At 41.6% G+C, this 21,425-nt stretch carries 15 protein-coding genes and 1 pseudogene; 13 read left to right on the top strand and 3 right to left on the bottom strand.

The window, feature by feature from the left end:
- Nucleotides 1-286: 286 nt before the first annotated feature.
- The gene (gene glnL / locus JFY49_RS06925; RefSeq protein WP_086196399.1) at nt 287-1,396 is read left to right on the top strand and encodes a nitrogen regulation protein NR(II); all 1,110 of its coding nucleotides are present in this window, start codon (nt 287-289) and stop codon (nt 1,394-1,396) included.
- On the top strand, nt 1,383-2,861 hold the full coding sequence (glnG, locus tag JFY49_RS06920; RefSeq protein WP_086196400.1) for a nitrogen regulation protein NR(I): 1,479 nt from the start codon (nt 1,383-1,385) through the stop codon (nt 2,859-2,861). The genes glnL and glnG overlap by 14 nt, the downstream gene beginning before the upstream one ends.
- 67 nt (nt 2,862-2,928) lie before the next feature.
- Here the strand turns inward: glnG and JFY49_RS06915 are convergent, their stop codons facing one another.
- The 3 genes from JFY49_RS06915 to mnmG form a co-directional block, all read right to left on the bottom strand.
- Nucleotides 2,929-3,255: a hypothetical protein gene (locus tag JFY49_RS06915; protein WP_200224612.1), complete on the bottom strand. Its 327-nt coding sequence runs from the start codon at nt 3,253-3,255 to the stop codon at nt 2,929-2,931.
- 118 nt (nt 3,256-3,373) lie between these two features.
- A complete protein-coding gene (mhpT, locus tag JFY49_RS06910; RefSeq protein ID WP_200224611.1) occupies nt 3,374-4,579 on the bottom strand; it encodes a 3-(3-hydroxy-phenyl)propionate transporter MhpT in 1,206 nt (401 codons plus the stop codon).
- A 318-nt stretch (nt 4,580-4,897) separates the two neighbouring features.
- Nucleotides 4,898-6,778, bottom strand: coding sequence for a tRNA uridine-5-carboxymethylaminomethyl(34) synthesis enzyme MnmG (gene mnmG, locus JFY49_RS06905; RefSeq protein ID WP_200224610.1), 1,881 nt, complete (start codon nt 6,776-6,778; stop codon nt 4,898-4,900).
- Between the two features lie 254 nt (nt 6,779-7,032).
- On the opposite strand from mnmG, the pseudogene JFY49_RS06900 reads away from it, so the two are divergent.
- The 11 genes and pseudogenes from JFY49_RS06900 to dnaE all read left to right on the top strand — a co-directional run.
- Nucleotides 7,033-7,377, top strand: a pseudogene (locus JFY49_RS06900) (hypothetical protein); the annotation flags it as partial.
- A gap of 257 nt (nt 7,378-7,634) precedes the next feature.
- Nucleotides 7,635-8,510, top strand: coding sequence for a bile acid:sodium symporter family protein (locus JFY49_RS06895; RefSeq protein ID WP_200224608.1), 876 nt, complete (start codon nt 7,635-7,637; stop codon nt 8,508-8,510).
- Between the two features lie 132 nt (nt 8,511-8,642).
- Nucleotides 8,643-9,560, top strand: coding sequence for a 50S ribosomal protein L11 methyltransferase (gene prmA / locus JFY49_RS06890; protein WP_200224606.1), 918 nt, complete (start codon nt 8,643-8,645; stop codon nt 9,558-9,560).
- Nucleotides 9,561-9,563: 3 nt separating this feature from the next.
- A complete protein-coding gene (locus tag JFY49_RS06885; protein WP_200224605.1) occupies nt 9,564-10,439 on the top strand; it encodes a DUF3426 domain-containing protein in 876 nt (291 codons plus the stop codon).
- Between the two features lie 390 nt (nt 10,440-10,829).
- Nucleotides 10,830-11,099, top strand: coding sequence for a DNA-binding transcriptional regulator Fis (gene fis / locus JFY49_RS06880; protein ID WP_001086304.1), 270 nt, complete (start codon nt 10,830-10,832; stop codon nt 11,097-11,099).
- 88 nt (nt 11,100-11,187) lie between these two features.
- Nucleotides 11,188-12,762: a bifunctional phosphoribosylaminoimidazolecarboxamide formyltransferase/IMP cyclohydrolase gene (purH, locus tag JFY49_RS06875; protein WP_200224604.1), complete on the top strand. Its 1,575-nt coding sequence runs from the start codon at nt 11,188-11,190 to the stop codon at nt 12,760-12,762.
- A 130-nt stretch (nt 12,763-12,892) separates the two neighbouring features.
- Nucleotides 12,893-14,176: a phosphoribosylamine--glycine ligase gene (gene purD / locus JFY49_RS06870; protein WP_200224603.1), complete on the top strand. Its 1,284-nt coding sequence runs from the start codon at nt 12,893-12,895 to the stop codon at nt 14,174-14,176.
- A gap of 750 nt (nt 14,177-14,926) precedes the next feature.
- On the top strand, nt 14,927-15,799 hold the full coding sequence (locus tag JFY49_RS06865; RefSeq protein ID WP_200224602.1) for a MetQ/NlpA family ABC transporter substrate-binding protein: 873 nt from the start codon (nt 14,927-14,929) through the stop codon (nt 15,797-15,799).
- Nucleotides 15,800-15,872: 73 nt separating this feature from the next.
- Nucleotides 15,873-16,898 carry a methionine ABC transporter ATP-binding protein gene (locus JFY49_RS06860; RefSeq protein WP_180043649.1) on the top strand — a complete coding sequence of 342 codons (1,026 nt, stop codon included), beginning with the start codon at nt 15,873-15,875 and terminating at the stop codon, nt 16,896-16,898.
- Complete coding sequence (locus tag JFY49_RS06855) at nt 16,895-17,590, top strand: methionine ABC transporter permease (RefSeq protein WP_086195118.1); 696 nt, start codon at nt 16,895-16,897, stop codon at nt 17,588-17,590. Before JFY49_RS06860 ends, JFY49_RS06855 begins: the two co-directional genes overlap by 4 nt.
- Nucleotides 17,591-17,832: 242 nt before the next feature.
- A complete protein-coding gene (dnaE, locus tag JFY49_RS06850) occupies nt 17,833-21,402 on the top strand; it encodes a DNA polymerase III subunit alpha (RefSeq protein ID WP_200224601.1) in 3,570 nt (1,189 codons plus the stop codon).
- Nucleotides 21,403-21,425 lie beyond the last annotated feature (23 nt).

Below are 21,425 nucleotides of genomic sequence, written 5' to 3'. Positions count from 1 at the left end.
TGTATTACGCACCAAAATACGGCTATATTTTTAGCAAATAATTCAAACGCACCATTTTGGTTCACTAATAATTATATTTCTATTACTATGAAATTAGAATTCTGTTATCAAAAACAAAAAAGCACAGTTTTATAGCGGCAGAATTTATATTTACCCCCATGCTCAAAGTTGGCGTGCATTTTGCTTTATTTCGACCACGTTTAACTCGTTGAATGTCCCATAACAGGGAGAAATGAAAAGAAGTGCAGATGCCATTGCGCTATTTTAATACAGGATGCTTTCGCAAATGGATCAACCCGTCGCTATCGACTATCGCCTTTTAGTGGATAATTTAACCACTGCAGTTTTATTGGTCGACAGTAACCTGAATATTTTTTATTTGAATTCTTCTTGCGAATCCTTGTTCGACATCAGTTTACTGCGGGCGGCGGGACAGCCGGTGTTAAATTTGCTGCATATGCCGGATGATGAGTTCAATACTGAAGAAGCCTTGCTCAATACCTTTACAACCGGCCAACCCTATACCCGTCGCGAAGCCACCATTAGTGTCAATTTTAAAGATATTCATGTCGATTACACCGTATCTCTGATTAATTCACAGAAACCCTATCATCCGCTCCTCTTGATTGAGCTGAATCAAATTGACCGGATGCTGAAAATATCCAAAGAAGAAAACCTGATTCAGCAGCATCAGGTAGCACGACAACTGATTCGTGGTGTCGCCCATGAAATCAAAAACCCCTTAGGCGGCATTCGTGGTGCTACCCAATTACTGGCGCGCAGCCTGAATGACCCGCAATACAAAGAATTTACCGACATTATTATTAGTGAAGTAGACCGTTTGCGCAATCTGGCCGACACCATGCTCGGCTCCCGCCAGTTACCAAGTTATGAACTGGTCAATGTGCATGAGCCTCTGGAACGTGTACGTTCACTGATTACCAACCAGACCAAAAAGAAAATCAAAATTACCCGCGACTACGATCTGTCCTTGCCTGAAGTAATGGCAGATCGCGACCAGCTGATTCAGGTCATGCTCAATATCAGTGTCAATGCCGTACAGGCCATGATGGAAAACAGGGAATTCTTTGTTGATCATCAACCGGAACTGATTTTAAGAACCCGGATTCAGCGCCTGGTCACCATTAATGGGGTATTAAAACGTTCTGCAGTCCGTATTGATATTGAAGACAACGGTCCCGGCGTTCCGGAAGAAATTTTAGAATCGGTATTTTATCCACTGGTCACAGGACGTGCTAAAGGCACCGGACTGGGCCTGAGCATTGCACAGAATATTATGCACCAACATAACGGAATGATTGAATGCCAATCTATTCCAGGAAAAACAGTATTTAGCTTATATTTACCTTGGGAGTCTAACCATGTCGCGAAATAAAATATGGGTCATTGATGATGATCGTGCCATGCGCTGGGTTTTGGAAAAAACCTTCAAAGAAGAAGGCTTTGACGTGACCAGTTTTGAAGAGGCACAGTCTGCACTGGATCAGCTCAGCATAGATGCACCTGATGTTATTTTAACTGACATTCGTATGCCTGGCATCGATGGTCTGACTTTCCTGGGCAAAGTCAAAGGCACCCATCCAGATTTACCGGTCATTATCATGACCGCGCATTCAGATCTGGAATCTGCAGTATCCAGCTATCAAACCGGTGCTTTTGAATATCTACCAAAACCCTTTGATATTGATGAAGCACTGGCACTGGTCAACCGTGCCATCCTGCATATTGCCAAATTACAGCAGCAGGAATCTGCAAAAGTCACCCCAGCCATTCAATCGACTGAAATTATTGGTGAATCTCCTGCCATGCAGGAAGTGTTTCGCGCGATTGGCCGTTTATCCCAATCGCACATTACCGTATTGATCAATGGTGAATCGGGAACTGGTAAAGAGCTGGTCGCGCATGCGTTACACCGCCATTCGCCACGCAGCAGCAAACCTTTTATTGCTTTGAATATGGCAGCCATTCCTAAAGACCTGATTGAAACCGAACTTTTCGGACATGAAAAAGGTGCTTTTACCGGTGCCAACTCGCAGCGCCAAGGCCGTTTCGAACAAGCTAATGGTGGCACCCTGTTTCTAGATGAAATTGGTGACATGCCATTTGAAACCCAAACCCGTTTACTGCGTGTTCTGGCAGATGGCGAGTTCTATCGTGTCGGTGGACATATCCCGGTGAAGGTCGATGTACGTATTGTTGCAGCAACCCATCAGGATCTGGAAAAACTGGTGCATGACGGACGCTTCCGTGAAGACTTGTATCACCGTCTGAATGTGATCCGCATTCATATTCCAAAACTGGCCCATCGTCGCGAAGACATTCCTATGCTGGCGCAGCACTTCTTGGCTCGTGCGGGTAAAGAATTGGGTGTCAATCCTAAAATCTTGCGTCCAGAAACCCAGGAATATATGCAACAGCTACCGTGGCAAGGCAACGTGCGTCAGTTAGAAAATACCTGTCGCTGGCTGACTGTCATGATTACCGGACGTGAAGTTTATCCTGAAGACCTGCCTTCAGAACTGAAACAGATTCCAATTCAGCGCTCAGCTGAAGATACACAACCACACAACACCTTTGACCGTATTTCACTGCATCATTGGGATGAGTTATTGGGTCAATGGGCCATCCAGAAACTGAAAAATGGTGAAATGAAGATTCTAGACATTGCCACACCCATGTTTGAACGCACGCTAATTACTGCCGCTTTGCAGCAAACTCGCGGGCGTAAACGCCATGCAGCTGAATTACTGGGCTGGGGACGCAATACCCTAACCCGCAAATTAAAAGAGCTAGGCATGGACACTGCTGATGATGATGTAGAAGAAGAAATCGAAAGCTAAACTTTTCTATCCATAAAAAAGCGCCTAAAGGCGCTTTTTTATTATTGTGTTTTCACATGCTAAATACTTACGCAGTAAAACCCACATAACGAAAATAGCCTTCAGCCCCCAGATCAGATTTAAAAATCAGATAATCGGGATATATCGCTTGGATAATTTCGGCCAACATATTCACCTGGTCATCATGGGCATGCAGATCATCTACAGAGCGCAGCATGGTGTGTTCGAATTCATCCGTGATATATTCAAAGCCAATATCCATAGCGATAAACAAGACATGTTCACAGGGTTGTATATATTGTTCTTCAGCCCAATTGATCACGTGCTGCTGACAGTGTGGACATTGGATATTATCTGTAGCTTGAATATTAAGTTCGATCAGTTGATAGCTCATAACATTTTAAATTCAGTTTTCTATCCAACTATATTAACAAACTCAAGTAAAGTGAATGCTTAAAATACTTAATAAAAAAAGGGAATCCTCAAGATTCCCTTTTTATAGCCTTATGCTTTTATTTATGTGCTGCTTTATAACGTGAGAGTGCAGTCACCGCTACTGCCGAGATAGCCACAGCAGGTAAACTGGCCATTAAAATCCCTGTTGTTCCCAAGCCGATCGCCAAAATTTTTCCTGTCAGTAATGGTCCTGTCATTGCACCTAATCGGCCTAAAGAAATCGCACTGCCCACGCCTGTGACTTTACCTGTACCCGAATAGAAAATCGGTGAAATGCCATACAGAATCGATTGTCCGCCTGTCGAGAAAATCCCACCCATAAAGCCTGCCAAAACAAGTACTGGAATAGAGCTAGATGTAAATAACAGTACAAGGGCAATAAATAAACCACTATAGATAATCACCGCCATTTGCCACAGTTTTAAACGGTCCAGCAAATAACCCAAAGCCAGAGTACCAATTACAGCACCTACCTGGAATACCAGCATCACCATGAAAGCCTGTGGTTTTTCCAAGCCTTGTTCCATAAGCAAATTAGGTAACCAGCTAATCAAAATATAGTTGATCATCAGGGTAAAGAAGAAACCCACCCAAAGCGGCATGGTATATTTATATTGCTGGTTTTTAAATAGCACCTCGACCATACCCGGAACAGCTTCATCTGCAGCTTGCTCAACAGCGACTTTCTTAGGCTTGTCTTTAAGAATAATCGCCATGAATGGGAGCAGCGCTAATGGTGCCAAGCCTCCAATCAAAAATAGGGTATGCCAAGAAATATCTTTAAATAAGATAGCCAAGGCTGCAACGAAAATTGCACCTACCGGTAATCCACAATACATCAAGCTGTTCAGCTTGCCACGATTGGCTTCAGTCGCCTCATCACCCACCACAGAAATCATGGTTGGCATCGCAGCACCCAAGCCTAAGCCGGTAAAAAAGCGCGCTGCATATAAAATTTCAATACTCGGCGCGATCGCAGTAAGCGACATAAATAGGCCGAAAATTGCAATTGAAAGCATTAAAACTTTCTTCTGACCTAAATAGTCAGCAACACGTCCACCAAAGAACGCGCCAAACAACATACCAAAAACACCCAAACTAAATACATAGCCCATTTGCACCTGGTCTAGAGCAAATGTTTCAGCAATTCCTTTTGCGGCAATACCGGGAGCCTGAAGATCAAAACCTTCAAAAAATGCGACCCAAAAACACAAAAATACTGTTAAGAATTTCTGCATTTTACCTGTTTGTATTTGTGCCATGATTGAACTCCGTCCATATTAAGCAAATTAGCCCACAGCAATTTGCTTCACTATTTTCAGATCAATCTGTTGAAATAAATACCACTACAATGGTCGGGTTTAATGTGCGCCACCTCAAAGAAAATCATTCAAATTAGACATAAAAGATTAAACAAATAGACATAATATATCTTAATTTTATTTATTATTTCATATTTTCAAATACTTATAATTTTGGTAGTTATTTATGATCAAACCATAGTCAAAAGTAATAGTTTAAAATTAAATGATAAAAAGCCCGCGTTTAGCGGGCTTTTTATTAACTTAACTCACATTGTATTAAGCAGTTTTTTTCGCCTGATTGTTCTTACGAATAGTAATCATCACCAGTTGAACCGCTGCAGGTGTTACACCTGGAATACGACCTGCTTGAGCAAGCGTTTCAGGACGAACATCTTTCAGTTTAAGCGTAATTTCACGCGACAAGCCTGAAACCACATCATAATCAAAGTCGGCTGGAATGCGTGTTTCTTCCAGACGCTTCATTTGTGCTACATCTTCTTGCTGACGGTTGATATAACCTTCGTACTTCACCGCAATTTCAATTTGCTCACCGACAAATGCAGAAACTTCTGAACCTGTCAGTTCCGCAATTTGAGCAAAGCTGATGTTAGGACGTTTCAACAAATCAATAGCAGAACATTCTTTAGACAGATCTGCACCGGTCATTTCAACGAATTTTTTACCCATCGGGTTATTTGGCGCAGCCCAAAGGTGTTGCAAGCGGCCTTTTTCCGTTTCTACCGCTTCCATTTTTTCACAGTAAGCAGCCCAGCGTTCATCATCCACCAGACCCATTTCACGGCCAATGGCAGTTAAACGTTGATCGGCATTGTCTTCACGCAACATTAAACGATATTCCGCACGTGAAGTGAACATGCGGTACGGCTCTTTAGTCCCTAAAGTAATCAGGTCATCAACCAATACACCCATGTACGCTTCATCACGTTTAGGTGTCCATTGTTCTTGATCCCAAGCACGGCGTGCGGCATTTAAGCCTGCCAATAAACCTTGCGCACCTGCTTCTTCATAACCGGTTGTACCATTAATTTGACCTGCAAAGTACAGGTTATTGATGGCTTTAGTTTCTAAAGAGAATTTCAACGCTTGCGGGTTGAAGTAATCATATTCAATGGCATAGCCTGGACGCAGAATGTGTGCATTTTCCATACCACGGATTGAGCGCACTAATTCAAACTGAACATCAAATGGAAGAGATGTAGAAATACCGTTTGGATAAAGCTCATGGGTATCCAGGCCTTCTGGCTCAAGGAATACCTGGTGCGAATCTTTATCGGCAAATTTGTGAATTTTATCTTCAATCGATGGGCAGTAACGTGGACCTACCCCTTCAATCACACCGGTATACATTGGTGAACGGTCAAGGCCGCCACGAATGATGTCATGCGTGCGTTCGTTGGTATGCGTAATATAGCAGTTGATCTGTTCCGGATGCATGGATGCATCACCCATAAATGACATGGTCGGAGACGGGAAATCACCCGGTTGCGGAGTCATGACAGAAAAATCTACTGAACGTGCATCAATACGCGGTGGCGTACCTGTTTTTAAACGACCTACAGGCAAGTTTAATTCACGTAAGCGTGCAGCCAATGCAATAGATGGAGGATCACCGGCACGACCACCAGAGGCATTATTCAAGCCGATATGAATCACACCGCCCAAGAAGGTACCTGTTGTTAACACGACAGTTTTCGCATCAAAGCGGATGCCCATTTGGGTCACAACACCTTTAACAATATCGCCTTCAACAATCAGGTCATCTGCCGCTTGCTGGAAAATATCCAGATTCACCTGATTTTCCAGAGTATGACGAATTGCCGCTTTAAAACGTACACGGTCAGCCTGGGCACGTGTTGCACGTACTGCAGCACCTTTACGTGAATTCAGGATACGAAACTGAATACCACCTTTATCGGCAGCCAATGCCATTGCACCGCCCAAAGCATCAATTTCACGCACCAGATGTGATTTACCAATACCACCAATGGCCGGATTACAGCTCATCTGCCCTAAAGTCTCAATGTTGTGAGTCAAGAGCAGAGTCTGTCGACCCATACGCGCTGCAGCAAGGGCTGCTTCGGTACCTGCGTGACCGCCACCGATAACAATGACATCGTAAACTTTAGGATAATGCATAATGGTTTGAGAGATTAAAAATGATGACAGAGCATTATATCAAAACTGAGCAAAATAAGTTGACAAAATGAGTCGAATTTCTTGATGAAGATTGAAGAGATTTTTAACCTTTTAATGTTGCAATGTAATCCTGCTTTTCAAACTCGCTATAGAAATTAAACATTTAAGCAATTTTTTTTACTTGATTAGCATTGTTTAAATTTGATTACTTTTTAATCTATAGATTGGATACATTACGAACAAAGGTATAAAAGATGAATAAAAATATTTTCCTCTCATCCATACTCTGTGGTTTATGTTTCGCGCCATTTGCAGCTTCAGCAAATGATAAGGTCGAAAAGGTATATGATACTCAAAGGTACCAAAAGGTGTGTAAAGGTAAAAGTCAGGGTGCACAGGTGAGTTTTGCATATCGAGGTATTATCTGGAATGGTACCTGTGAACCTCAATTCTTTCCTTCAGCAAAAAATTCCTCCATCGCAGGAGATGAACCCGAGTTAACCAGTGCATGTAGCGGAAATACCGGTGCAACAACTGTAAACATCAACGGAACTGAAGTTAAAGGTAAATGTGCTTTAGGTTTTATGGCTCCTCGTCCTTCTTCTCAACCCCAAATGCAGATGCAACAATCTCAGCCACAAATGCACATGCAGCATGCTCAACCAAAAATGCAAACCCAGCCTCAAATGCAGCCGCAACCTGAGATGCAACCACAATAATTTCCATAAAATGTTAATTTTATTAAAATTATTAACGGGTAAAATACCTAGGTTTTACCCGTTTCATATATTGCTTATTTAAAAATCTTGTTTAAACTCTACTGATATCAAAGGATAAAAACAATAAAGGATATTCCATGGATTCAAGTCTCTTTACCCTTTTTTTACCTCTTATACTTGCCTTCATGATGATTGGTTTAGGGCTTGAACTCACAGTTAAAGATTTTCTTCGTATCCGTCATCATCCTAAAACTATTTTTTTAGCTTTATTTTCGCAACAAGTCATTTTGGTTGGCGTGGCATTTTTTATCTGTATTTTATTTAAGCCTTCTCCACTTTTAGCGATTGGCTTAATGTTGCTTGCTGCTTCTCCTGGTGGCCCTACAGCAAATTTGATTAGCTATATTTTCAAGGGAGATGTGGCGTTAAACCTCACCCTTACAGCCCTTAATTCTATTATCTGTACCTTTACCCTGCCGTTTATTGTCAATTTATCCATGCATTATTTTTTAGGTGAGTCGCAAAGCGTTGCAATGCCTATTGAAAAAATTACCCAAGTCTTTTTAATTATTTTTGTTCCGGTTTGTTTTGGTATGTTGATTCGTTCACTTGCCCCCAACACTGCATTACAACTCAACAAACCCATGCGATTATTTTCAGTAATTTTTTTATTTTCGATTTTCCTGTATGCTCTCTATAAAGAACGATTCAATGTCACCGAATACTTTTCCGAGATTGGGGTTGCCATCGCCCTGTTTTGCCTCATCAGTTTTTTAGTGGGTTATCTGGTTCCACATTTATCTGGAATTTCCGACAAACAGGCACGCGCATGTACATTTGAAGTAGGAATTCACAACACAGGCATGGCGCTTACTATTGCACTTTCCGTTTTATCAAATACCACCATTGCCATTCCCGCAGGAATTTACACTATTTTTATGTATATTTTTGCCACATTATTCGGCATGTTATTAAATAAATTCGCAGCTCATCCAACGGTTATAACGCCCTGATTTCGCTTCTGTAAATAAAGAGTGCAAACTGCTTTTTTTGCTTTTTCAAGATAGTTTTCATCAATATATAGTGGTTTCAGCCTGAGTTCCGTTACAATGGCATTTTTAAAAACACAAATTTAGGTTATCTCCGTGAAGTGGTTACAAATTCATATTACTGTTGAGCAGGCTCAAGTCGATTTTACTGAAACATTATTAAGTTCATTGGGTGCAGTGAGCGTAACTTTAGACGATGCTGAAAATCAGGACTTGCTTGAACCACTTCCAGGTGAAACACCTCTGTGGAATAAAGTCATTGTAACCGGTATCTATGCACAGGAAGATGATGAAGAAATTGATGTAGATGCCCTCATTACCTTTATTACTGCACAGATGCCTGAAGCGCCATTACGTTACGAGTTTCTTGAAGACCAGGAATGGGAACGTACCTGGATGGATGCCTATGAGCCTATTCAAATTGGCGAGAAATACTGGATTGTACCTGAATGGATGGAAGCTCCTGAAGCCGATGCAGTAAATATCAAGCTTGACCCGGGTCTAGCTTTTGGTACCGGTAACCATGCCTCAACTTTCCTTTGCCTGCAATGGCTCGGCAAAGTCGATCTCAAAGATAAAATTGTCATCGATTATGGTTGTGGTTCAGGCATTTTAGGGGTTGCCGCTTTATTACTGGGCGCGAAAAAAGTCTATGCTACCGATATTGACCCACAAGCTGTACTGGCAACCAAACAAAATGCAGAATTGAATGGTGTACTTGAAAATCTGTATGTTGGACTACCTGAAGAGTTCAATAAAGAGCTGAAAAACCAGAAAGCCGATGTGTTTGTTGCCAACATTCTGGCAGGTCCCTTAATGGAGCTTGCGTCTGAATTCGCAACTTTGGTTAAATCTGAGGGAGAGTTCGCACTCGCCGGCATATTAGAAGAGCAAGTTGCTGATGTTTCTAGTGTTTATTCTGAATTTTTTGATATACTGCAAGTCGAAAAACGTGACGAACATTGGTGTCGAATTTCGGGTAAACGCAAAAATACCCCTGCTAATCATGAATAGACTATGAGCGAAAAACAAACCTGCTGCCCTAACTGTTTTACCAAGTACAAAGTCTCTGTGGCTCAACTTACAGTTGCTCGCGGCATGGTTTGTTGTGCCAAATGCTCAACCAACTTTAATGCATTGAGCCATCTGGTCGTAGAGAAAGAAGATGCTTTTTCTCTCCCTCAAACAACTCCCTCTTTAGATCCAGCCAAAAAAACTTCTTTATCCAATACATTCATTAAAGAACAGTTCATTACAGAACAGAAACCGGTAAAACATTTATTGGATATTTTCGATCGTAAAGTTGAAAACTCGAATATCGATTTAAAAACCTATCTCAATAACTTGAATTATTTTAGTACAGAACCGATTGGCAACTACCCCATACTAAACTGGTCAGAAAAAACTGAACAAGAGAAAAAATATGGTGCGCGGCATTATATTTTATGGGGAACAATCAACTTATGTTTAGTCAGCTTGCTTGTTTTTCAGTTTTTCTGGTTTAATCCGAAAATTTTAAACAATAGCCCAGTATTCAGTGCTTTGTTTAATACAGCATGTCAGGCACTTAAATGTTCGGTTATGGAAGAAAATTATCGACTACTCTCTACCAACAAGTTAAAGGTTAAACAGATTTCCAAACAAGAAACCCAGTTTAGCGGAGAACTAATTAACTATCATACTCAAAGCCTAGCTCTTCCAATGATCAGGGTGGATCTGAAAGCAAATGGAGAAACCATCTCGACCTATTCCTTTAAGCCTTCTGAATATCTGATTACGAGTCTGCAAGGAATTCAACGAATTCCCCAGAATAGTCCTTTTAAATTCAAATTTAGCGTTCCTATGCCACGCAAAAGCTTTGACACTTATAGTTTAGAAATAATTCACCCGTAACATTGAAAAAAACTATTAAAAAATACAAAAAAATGTAAAAAAAATGTAGTTTTCTTGCTCACTTTTTCTTAGACAATGCTATCATACGCGCCACGAAAGCTTAGTGCTGCAAACTCCTCGAAAATTTTTACAACAAAATCGTCTAACTGAAATGCGCTTTATTAAATATAGCGTATTGAGTAGATTTTTTTGTTTTGATTTTGGGTGGTAACAAATATTAATCTATTGTTACGCTTAAATTTCGATCAAAAACGTCGAGTTGTGGCAAGCTAAATGATCAAGTTTTAGAACTTCCGTTTTAGGATCTAAAACGGGGTTCATTGAATTTCTATAGACCACTTTTATATATCTCTTTACCCAAGTGATATTTGATTTTTCGGATTAATTCGCATGAATAGCAAGTCTCCTATTTTTACTGCACAATCTGATGTCGCTCTTCGTATTCACGTAGATCGCGCAGTTCGCCATTACTTTGCACAATTGCAAGGCGAGCAACCCTCTCAGGTGTATGACATGGTGCTGGCAGAAATGGAGAAACCTCTTTTATCTGTTGTTTTAGAATACACTCGCGGCAACCAAACCCGCGCTGCTGAAATTCTAGGCCTTAACCGTGGTACTTTGCGCAAAAAGTTAAAAGCTCACGGTTTAATGAGTGAATAAGTGATAAAATGCTTGCGGTTTCCGCAGGCATTTTTTTTGGCCTGCTATTTAGCTTTTTGATTTAATTCTTGATAACTGTGACGACATCATGACTATTAAACGCGCTTTAATCTCTGTTTCTGACAAAACCGGCATTGTCGAATTTGCACAAGACCTTGCTGCTCTTGGGGTAGAAATTTTATCTACTGGCGGTACTTACAAACTGTTAAAAGACAACAATATCGCTGTAGTTGAAGTTTCAGAGCACACCGGTTTCCCAGAGATGATGGACGGACGTGTAAAAACACTTCACCCGAAAATCCATGGCGGTATTCTGGCTCGTCGTGGTCTAGACGAAGCTGTAATGGCTGAACACAACATCGATGCCATCGATCTGGTTGTGGTTAACCTATATCCTTTCGCTGCAACTGTAGCAAAACCGAACTGTTCACTTGCTGATGCAATCGAAAACATCGACATCGGTGGTCCAACAATGGTTCGTGCTGCTGCGAAAAACCATGCATCTGTCGGTATCGTTGTAAACGCATCAGACTATTCAACAGTTGTTGCTGAACTTAAAGCCAATGGCGCTTTATCTTACGAAACTCGTTTTGACTTAGCCGTTAAAGCATTTGAACATACTGCACAATATGACGGCATGATCGCTTCTTACTTAGGCGCGCGCGTAGGTAAAGAAGAAGGTCAAGCTGACAAATTTGCACGTACTTTCAATACTCAATTGAATAAAGCCCAAGACCTTCGTTACGGTGAAAACCCACATCAAGCTGCTGCTTTCTATGTAGAAGCTAATGCAACAGAAGCTTCTGTTTCAACTGCGAAACAGTTACAAGGTAAAGAACTTTCTTACAACAACATTGCAGATACGGATGCAGCGCTTGAATGTGTGAAATCATTTGCGAAGCCTGCTTGTGTGATTGTAAAACATGCGAACCCGTGTGGCGTTGCAGTATCGCTTGACGGTATTAAAGCTGCTTATGATCTTGCTTATGCAACTGACCCTGAATCTGCATTCGGTGGCATCATTGCATTCAACCGTGAATTAGACGTTGCAACTGCGCAAGCGATTGTTGACCGTCAATTCGTTGAAGTGATCATTGCGCCAAGCGTAGCTGAAGGCGTACTTGAAATCACTGGTGCGAAGAAAAACGTTCGTGTTCTTGTATGTGGTGAATTGCCAGCAATTGATGAGCGTAAAGCACAGCTTGACTACAAACGTGTAAACGGTGGTTTACTGGTTCAAGATCAAGACTTGGGTATGATCACCAAAGATGATCTTAAAGTTGTGACTAAACGTGCACCGACTGAGCAAGAAATCGATGACATGATCTTCGCCTGGAAAGTTGCGAAATATGTAAAATCTAACGCGATTGTTTATGCGAAAAACCGTCAAACCATTGGTGTCGGCGCAGGTCAAATGAGCCGTGTAAACTCTGCTCGTATTGCTGCGATCAAAGCTGAACATGCTGGCTTAGTGGTTGAAGGTGCTGTCATGGCGTCTGATGCATTCTTCCCATTCCGTGACGGTATTGATAATGCTGCGAAAGCAGGTATTAAATGCATTATCCAACCGGGTGGTTCTATGCGTGATGAAGAAACAATTGCTGCTGCTGACGAAGCTGGTATTGCAATGGTCTTCACTGGCATGCGTCACTTCCGTCACTAAGTGATTGGATATTAATGTAATGACAAAGTCATCTACATTTAGACAAATAGATTTCTAATCTTGCATAAAGTCCTCTCCTATTTTTAGGTTGAGGACTTTATGTCATTTTCGATTCATGGAGTATGAACCGATGAATATTTTAGTTTTGGGTAATGGCGGTCGTGAACATGCTTTGGCATGGAAAATCGCGCAAGATGACAAAGTCGCAAAAGTATTTGTAGCACCGGGTAATGCAGGTACTGCAACAGAAAATAAATGCGAAAATGTTGCCTTAAATATTTTAGACAATGCAGCAATTATTGACTTTGCGAAAAACAATGCAGTTGATTTGATCGTGGTTGGTCCTGAAGCACCGCTTGTAAACGGTGTAGTCGATGCTTGCCGTGCGGCTGATCTTAAAATCTGGGGTCCAACTCAATTTGCTGCACAGCTTGAAGGCTCTAAAGCATTTGCCAAGCACTTCTTAAAACGTCACAACATCCCTACTGCTTTCTATGACGTATTTACTGAAGTAGATGCAGCCAAAGCATTTGTTGAAAAAAATGGTGCACCAATCGTGATCAAGGCCGATGGTCTTGCTGCGGGTAAAGGCGTAATCGTTGCCATGACCAACGAAGAAGCATTTGCTGCAATCGACGACATGCTTGCAGGCAACAAATTTGGTGATGCTGGCTCGCGTGTAGTCATTGAAGAATTCCTTGCAGGTGAAGAAGCGTCATTCATTTGTATGATTGATGGCAACAACATTCTGCCGATGGCAACATCTCAAGATCACAAACGTATCTTTGAAGGTGACCAAGGTCCAAACACTGGTGGTATGGGTGCCTACTCTCCTGCTCCTGTTGTGACTGCTGACGTTTTTGACAAAGTTATGAAAGAAGTCATGCGTCCAACCGTTGATGGCATGAAAGCTGATGGTCATGTCTATACAGGTTTCTTGTATGCAGGCTTAATGATTGATGAACAAGGTCAACCTAAAGTGATCGAATTCAACTGTCGTTTTGGTGATCCTGAAACCCAGCCTATCATGATGCGTTTAAAATCATCTTTAGTGGATCTGGTTGAAGCGGGTATTGCAGGTAACTTACCTGCGGACGCTGAATGGGATGAACGTAAGACCGTAGGCATCGTACTTGCATCGAAAGGCTACCCTGAAACTTCAAGCAATGGTGATGTAATTTCAGGCTTAAACACTGAAATGGCAGATGCAAAAGTATTCCATGCAGGTACAAAAGCCAATGAAAAAGGTGAAATTGTGACTGCTGGTGGTCGTGTGCTTTGCGTAACTGCTCTCGGCAATACCATCGGTGAAGCACAAGCAAAAGCATTAGAGCTTTGTGAAAAAGTGACTTTTGATGGTGTTCAATACCGTAAGGATATTGGTTACCGTGCAATTGCACGTGAAAATGCTTGATTGATTTAATTCAGTAAAGAAACCCGCCTAGTGCGGGTTTCTTTACTTGCTGTACTCAATATTGTTTAGAAGTCTTAGGATTTATACTTCAAACACAACAGAATATAAAAAAGGCCCTACTTCTATCGAGTAAACAATATAATGAAGAGGTATCAAATACTATAGGATGCTTGTTCACTCACATTTTTACAGTATATAGAAATGAATGCGCCCACGGAGAAATCAATAAACACTACAAAATGCAAATACGCGAATTTATACTAATTAATGAACTTTATCTTTTAGAGAATGAATCAATACCAAACAATTAGTATTTTTATCAATATCCATTTTTTAGCTTTGTATTTTCAAAAAATTTATATAGAAACAAAATTCTTTAATTATCAGTTTTACTCATTTCAATAAATTTAATCTATTGTTTTATGAATTAATTTATAAAAACGTCTCACTTTTTTATGCAAAATTAAGCTAAATATCAGATTTATAATCACTATTATGCATAAAAAAAAATTGTTATGATGTATCCAATTTTTAGGAATAAGTCATCATGAAAATTGTTTGATTACAGCAATTTGCTTTTTTCAAACAAAAAACATCTCTCCATGATGCTACCGATATCCAATTGCGTTGATGAATGGGACATTTTAAAGTTATCTGCATCAATCAGTTGATCTGATTCACACTTGATTTAATCTCTCCAATGACATATTCGTAAATTTATAGCCAAATTAAATTTACTAGGACATATACATGAAAAAGCTCCTTGGTCTTGTTTTAGGTCTTTCAGTTGGCTTGTCTGGCTGTGGTAAGCAAGAAGCGCCTGCAAATAATGCAGCTCAAACAAAAGACGCGAATGGTCTGCAAACGGTCACTATGACGTCTACAGGTTCGGATGCAGAAGTTTGGCGTTATATTGCCACACTTCCGGAAACCAAAACTGCTGGTATTAAGCTTGAAGTGAAAAACTTCACTGACTATGTGTCTATGAACACAGCAGTAGCCAATAAAGAAATTGATGTGAATGCCTTCCAGTCTTATGCCTACCTGGTTGCTTTTAACGAATCCAATAAAGACAAGATTGCTCCGCTTTCTACCACTTACCTGGAACCAATGGGTATTTATTCAAGTAAAGTGAAGAAACTTGATGAATTCAAAACAGGTGCAACGATTGCCATTCCTAACGATGGTGCAAATGAATCACGTGCATTATTGTTACTTCAATCTGCCGGTTTGGTTAAATTAAAAACTAATTTTGACAACGTAAAAGGCACCCCTGCCGATGTTGTTGAAAACAACAAAAAAATTGTGATCAAACCAATTCAGATGGCAACTGCTGTACGTGTAAAAGACGAAGTCGATGCCATTGTTTTGGGTAATACTTTGGCAATGGAAGGTGGCTTAAATGTGCTGAAAGACTCTATTTATTATGAGCCAATCGACCAAAGCACCAAAATGAATGTCAATATTCTTGCTGTTGCAGAAGGTCGTCAAAATGACCCAGTATTGCAAAAAGTAGGTGCACTTTACCACTCTGAAGCCGTGAAAAAATTTGTGCAACAGAAATTTGGCGGTACCAAAGTTGACGTAAATAAACCGATTAGCTATCTCACTGACTCGAAATAGTAATATAATTGGTTTATCTAAACAGGCAAAGTTTCTTTGCCTGTTTTTCTTTTTATAGATAGTTTTTGACCATATGATTGAATTTAAAAATATTTCAAAACATTATCAGCTTAAAGGTCAAACAATTCGTGCCTTGGATCAAATTAATTTACAGATTCCAGATGGCAGTATTTTTGGCATTATTGGCTATAGTGGTGCGGGTAAAAGTACCTTAATCCGCCTGATTAATTTGCTGGAACGACCAAATGATGGTCAAGTCATCATTAATCAAAAAGATTTTACCGCATTGGATGCACGTTCATTACGTCAGGAACGTGCCAACATCGGGATGATCTTTCAGCATTTTAATTTGTTGCAGAGTAAAACTGTCGCAGCCAATATTGAAATGCCAATGAAACTGTTGGGCTGGAGCAAAGCCGAGCGTGAAAAACGTTTAGCGGAATTGCTCGAGTTTATCGATCTTAAGCATAAGAAAGATGCTTATCCGGATGAACTGTCTGGCGGTCAAAAACAGCGTGTCGGTATTGCCCGTGCCCTCGCCAATCATCCTAAAATTTTACTCTGTGATGAAGCGACTTCGGCACTGGATCCGCAAACCACCAAATCTGTTTTAGATTTGCTTAAAAAGATTAATAAAGAACAAGGCATTACCATTGTTATGGTGACCCATGAAATGGATGTGATTGAATCTGTTTGTGATTATGTTGCGGTAATGGAACAGGGTAAAGTGATCGAAACTGGTTCGACGCTGGAAATTTTCAGTCAGCCACAGCATCCAACCACGAAGAATTTTATTCAGACCGTTTTGCAGCAGCAACTTCCTTTTAATATTCTACAAAACCTGGAAAATCAAAATCATAACAGCATTTATAGCCTGCAATTTTTGGGTACATCTGCACAAGAAACCGTAGTACAGGCAGCCATTAAACAGTTTGATATCAGCTTGAATATTCTGTTTGCCAATATGACTGAAATTAACGGTTCAGTGATAGGACAAATGTTTGTCCAGCTGCTAGGTGATCCTGTGGTGATTGAGCAAGCTGTTGCATTTTTCCAGCAAAATGGGGTCAAAGTTGAACAGTCTGGAGTCAGCGCATGAGAGATTTAATTGTTCAATGGCTGACTGAAATCACGGCGCCTTACTGGAAAAGCTCACTTTCGATTGACCAGTTTGTAACCGCGCTGCAAGAAACCTTGCACATGGTGTTCTTTGCCATGCTGTTTGGTTGTATCTGGGGCTTTATCCAGGCCATCATTTTGCTGGTGACCCGTCCGGCAGGCATTTTGCCAAACCGGGTGATTTATCATGGCTTAAACCCGATTGTAAATGCGCTACGTTCCTTACCCTTTATTATCCTGCTGATTGCCTTTATTCCACTGACTAAATTACTCGTGGGCACATCAATTGGTACATGGGCGGCAATTGTGCCGTTGACCATTTATATTGGTCCTTATATGGGTCGATTGATTGAAACTTCATTGCTTGAAGTAAATGAAGGTATTATCGAATCAGCGCAAGCCATGGGTGCTTCGCCCCTGCAAATTATTTTCAAGTTTATTTTGCCTGAAGCACGCAGTTCACTGATTTTAAACCTTACTACGGCAACCATTAGCCTGATTGGTGCAACGGCGATGGCTGGTGCGGTCGGTGCCGGTGGTATTGGCGATCTGGCCATTTCCTACGGTTACCAGCGTTTTGATACCAGTGTAGTCATTTTGACCGTGATTGTGCTGTTATTGCTGGTGCAATTTGTACAGACCTTTGGTGAATGGCTGTCACGATTAAGATAAAATACCATTATTGAATGCCCTCTCGATTGAGGGCTTTTTTATATTCAGAATTAAGTTTAAGCACCGCTTCACTTCCAATCAATATTAGGAGGACTCAAATTCGTTTAGCCTACTGATATGATTTTAATCACCTATTCATCACACTTAAAAAGTCAATTTTGAACTTGAATTAGCTAAATAATAATCCATGACTTTTCCTAGAGCATGCTAAACTATCCAGTGGTTTTTGCAGGGACTCATTTATGCACTTTGTTCATCTTGGTATACATACAGAATTTTCCATTACAGAATCTATCGTACGTATATCTGATCTAATTAAAGCTGCTGCAAATGATGAAATGCCAGCACTGGCCATTACCGACCTGTCCAACCTGCATGCTGCGGTAAAATTCTATAAAAAATGTCTGGATAAAGGCATTAAACCTATTTTAGGTTCAGAAATCCGCCTGAATGATGCTGAACATCGTGTGACATTATTGTCCATGACCAATAAAGGCTGGCGCAGTCTGACCGAACTGGTTTCTCAAGGTTTTATTTCAGGTCAGCAACTCGATATTCCTTGTGTGCAAAAAGACTGGATTTTAGATCAGCATCAAGACCTGATTGTGCTATTGGGCATGCAATCGGATGTCGGCAAAATGCTGATCACATCAAATCCAGATAAAGCTGAACCCCTCCTTCAAGAATGGATTGAAAAATTCGGCAATCGGGTTTATTTGGCTCTGACTCGTACCAACCGCCCTGATGAAGATGCCTTTATTGAAGAAGCGGTCAAACTTGCAAAAAAATACAATATTGGCGTGGTCGCCCATAATGACGTACACTTCATTACACGTGATGATTTTGAAGCGCATGAAGCCCGGGTCTGTATTGCAGATGGTTATGTATTAGGTGATAACCGCCGTCCTAAAACCTATAGCCCTGAACAGTACTTTAAAACTGCTGTGGAAATGACTGAACTATTTTCAGATATTCCAACAGCCATTGAAAATACCTACCACATTGCAAAGCGTTGTAATGTGACTTTACGCTTAGGTTTTAATGACTTACCGGACTACCCGATTCCGGAAGGTCACACCATTGATACCTACTTTGCACATTTATCCGAACAAGGTCTGGAAGAACGACTTAACTTCCTGTATCCACCTGAAAAACGCGGTGAAGACTGGCCGGAAATTCGCAAACCTTATGACGAGCGTTTAGCTTTCGAAGTGAAGATTATTCTCGACATGGGTTTCCCGGGTTACTTCCTGATCGTAATGGACTTTATTCAGTGGTCCAAAGGTAACGGTGTCCCTGTCGGCCCGGGCCGTGGTTCAGGTGCCGGTTCACTGGTGGCGTATAGCTTAAAAATTACCGATCTGGATCCACTGCGTTACGACCTGCTGTTCGAACGTTTCTTGAACCCGGAACGTGTGTCGATGCCAGACTTTGACGTCGATTTCTGTATTGCCGGCCGTGACCGCGTAATTGACTATGTGGCACGTACTTATGGCCGAGATGCGGTATCGCAGATTGCCACTTTCGGGACCATGGCGGCCAAAGGTGCAATTCGGGACGTGGCACGTGTTTTAGGTAAATCCTATGGTCTGGCGGACCGTATTTCCAAAATGATTCCAACCAAACCCTTAGGTTTGAGTCTGGAAGAATCGATTGAAGCAGAACCCCAACTCAAGGATATTGTCACCAATCCGTCCAACCCGGACAATGACGATGCCGCTGAAATCTGGGAAATGGCACTCAAACTTGAAGGCATTACCCGGAATACTGGTAAGCATGCCGGTGGTGTGGTGATTGCACCGACCAAGCTGACCGACTACTCAGCCGTAATGTGTGATGCCGACGGAACTAACCGTGTTGCCCAGTTCGATAAGGACGATGTCGAAGCAGCCGGTCTAGTCAAGTTCGACTTCTTGGGTTTACGTAACTTAACAGTGATTGAAGATGCGATTAAGCATATCAATGCACGTCCGGATGTGACTGAACCGGTCAATATTTCCTATATTCCACTGGACGATAAACCGGCCTACGAAATCTTTGCCAATGCCAACACCACTGCGGTATTCCAGTTTGAATCCGTCGGCATGAAAAAGATGCTGAAAGAGGCACGTCCAAGTAAATTTGAAGAAATTATTGCCTTCGTGTCCCTGTACCGTCCGGGTCCAATGGATCTGATTCCAGACTTTATTCATCGTATGCATGGCGGTGAGTTTGAATACCTGCACCCATTACTGGAAAAAGTTCTGGAACCGACCTACGGGATTATGGTGTATCAGGAACAGGTGATGCAGGCTGCACAGTTCTGTGCCGGTTATAGTCTGGGCGGTGCGGATTTACTGCGCCGTGCCATGGGTAAGAAAAAACCTGAGGAAATGGTCAAGCAGCGCCAGATCTTTATTAAAGGTGCTGCTGAAAAAGATATTGATGAAGCGACCGCCAACCATATCTTCGACTATATGGAAAAATTTGCCGGTTATGGTTTCAACAAATCACATGCTGCCGCCTATGCCCTGGTTGCTTATCAGACCGCATGGCTAAAAGCACATTATCCTGCAGAGTTTATGTCTGCGGTAATGACCTCGGAAATGCAGAACACCGACAACATCGTGTTCCTGATTGATGACTGCCGTATTAATGGTTTAGAGGTTCTTCCCCCATCTATCAATATGTCCTTATATAACTTCCATGCCAGCAGTCCGAATACCATTGTCTATGGTTTAGGTGCAATTAAAGGCGTGGGTGAAGCTGCAATGCAGTCGGTGATTGATTCACGCATACAGGATGGTCCTTATAAAGATTTGTTTGATTTCTGCCACCGAGTCGATCTGAAAAAAATCAATAAACGTACCCTTGAAGCACTCATCCGTGCAGGTGCGATGGACTGTTTGGGCATTGAACGTGCTGACCTCATGGCGCAACTTCCTGAAGCGGTTCAAGCCGCAGAACAGGCACGCTCTAATCGTGAAACCGGCATGATGGACCTGTTTGGTGAAGTTGAGGAAGTTCAGCGCAAACCAGCCAAACCGGTCAAACCGTGGTCAGATGAAGTCCGCCTCAAAGGTGAAAAAGACACCTTGGGACTGTACTTGACCGGACATCCGATTGATGTGTATCGTCCAGAACTTAAATCCTTTATTCCTGCACGTATTAATGAGCTCACCCCTACACGCCGTGGTGTGACTACCGTATTTGCCGGTCTGGTGGTCGATGTCGCCAACTTCCCGAACCGTATGATGGTCACTTTGGATGATGGCACCGCACGTATAGAAGTCTCGGCCAATCATGAACGTTTCCAGCGCTTTAAAGACATTATTCAAAATGAAAAGGTGGTGGTGATTGAAGGCGAAATTTATGAACGTGAAGGTTTTGACCGTCCTATGGGACGCCTGACCAAAGCCTTTAGCCTGAATGAAATCCGTCAGAAACGTACCAACAGTATTCAAATCAAGCTGAACGCAGAACATCTAAATCCTTCACTCAGTCAGGATTTACGCAAAATCTTAACGCCATTCTGTAATGTCGATATGTGCAATCATATCCCGATGCAATTACACATTGATTATTCCTATGCCTCTGCTGATATCAACCTGGGCCTGAATTGGAAGGTGGCTCCACTGGATGAGTTGCTGACGAAATTACGTGACTATTTTGGTAAAGACGTGATTCATATTGAATATCAGGTCAAATCCAAGGCGGCCAAAGCTGTGAGTTATGAGCAGGCCATGCCTGCGAATGTCCCGCCGCCTCCAGCCAATGTGAGCATGGATGAAGCGATGGATATGTATCAGGCTGAAGCCACTCAATATTCTTAATTTTTAAATATTTAAATTCAAAT

Source organism: Acinetobacter sp. CS-2 (assembly GCF_016599715.1).
Taxonomy (GTDB): domain Bacteria; phylum Pseudomonadota; class Gammaproteobacteria; order Pseudomonadales; family Moraxellaceae; genus Acinetobacter.
The sequence above is the reverse complement of the archived record's forward strand: the minus strand, read 5'-3'. Positions and strand labels throughout refer to the sequence as shown.

Coding starts and splice junctions, on each gene's coding strand:
- JFY49_RS06915 (WP_200224612.1), bottom strand. CDS start 3,255: ATGAGCTATCAACTGATCGAACTTAATATTCAAGCTACAGATAATATC.
- JFY49_RS06860 (WP_180043649.1), top strand. CDS start 15,873: ATGATTGAATTTAAAAATATTTCAAAACATTATCAGCTTAAAGGTCAA.
- glnG (WP_086196400.1), top strand. CDS start 1,383: ATGTCGCGAAATAAAATATGGGTCATTGATGATGATCGTGCCATGCGC.
- glnL (WP_086196399.1), top strand. CDS start 287: ATGGATCAACCCGTCGCTATCGACTATCGCCTTTTAGTGGATAATTTA.
- JFY49_RS06885 (WP_200224605.1), top strand. CDS start 9,564: ATGAGCGAAAAACAAACCTGCTGCCCTAACTGTTTTACCAAGTACAAA.
- purH (WP_200224604.1), top strand. CDS start 11,188: ATGACTATTAAACGCGCTTTAATCTCTGTTTCTGACAAAACCGGCATT.
- JFY49_RS06855 (WP_086195118.1), top strand. CDS start 16,895: ATGAGAGATTTAATTGTTCAATGGCTGACTGAAATCACGGCGCCTTAC.
- dnaE (WP_200224601.1), top strand. CDS start 17,833: ATGCACTTTGTTCATCTTGGTATACATACAGAATTTTCCATTACAGAA.
- JFY49_RS06865 (WP_200224602.1), top strand. CDS start 14,927: ATGAAAAAGCTCCTTGGTCTTGTTTTAGGTCTTTCAGTTGGCTTGTCT.
- purD (WP_200224603.1), top strand. CDS start 12,893: ATGAATATTTTAGTTTTGGGTAATGGCGGTCGTGAACATGCTTTGGCA.
- mnmG (WP_200224610.1), bottom strand. CDS start 6,778: ATGCATTATCCTAAAGTTTACGATGTCATTGTTATCGGTGGCGGTCAC.
- JFY49_RS06895 (WP_200224608.1), top strand. CDS start 7,635: ATGGATTCAAGTCTCTTTACCCTTTTTTTACCTCTTATACTTGCCTTC.
- fis (WP_001086304.1), top strand. CDS start 10,830: ATGAATAGCAAGTCTCCTATTTTTACTGCACAATCTGATGTCGCTCTT.
- mhpT (WP_200224611.1), bottom strand. CDS start 4,579: ATGGCACAAATACAAACAGGTAAAATGCAGAAATTCTTAACAGTATTT.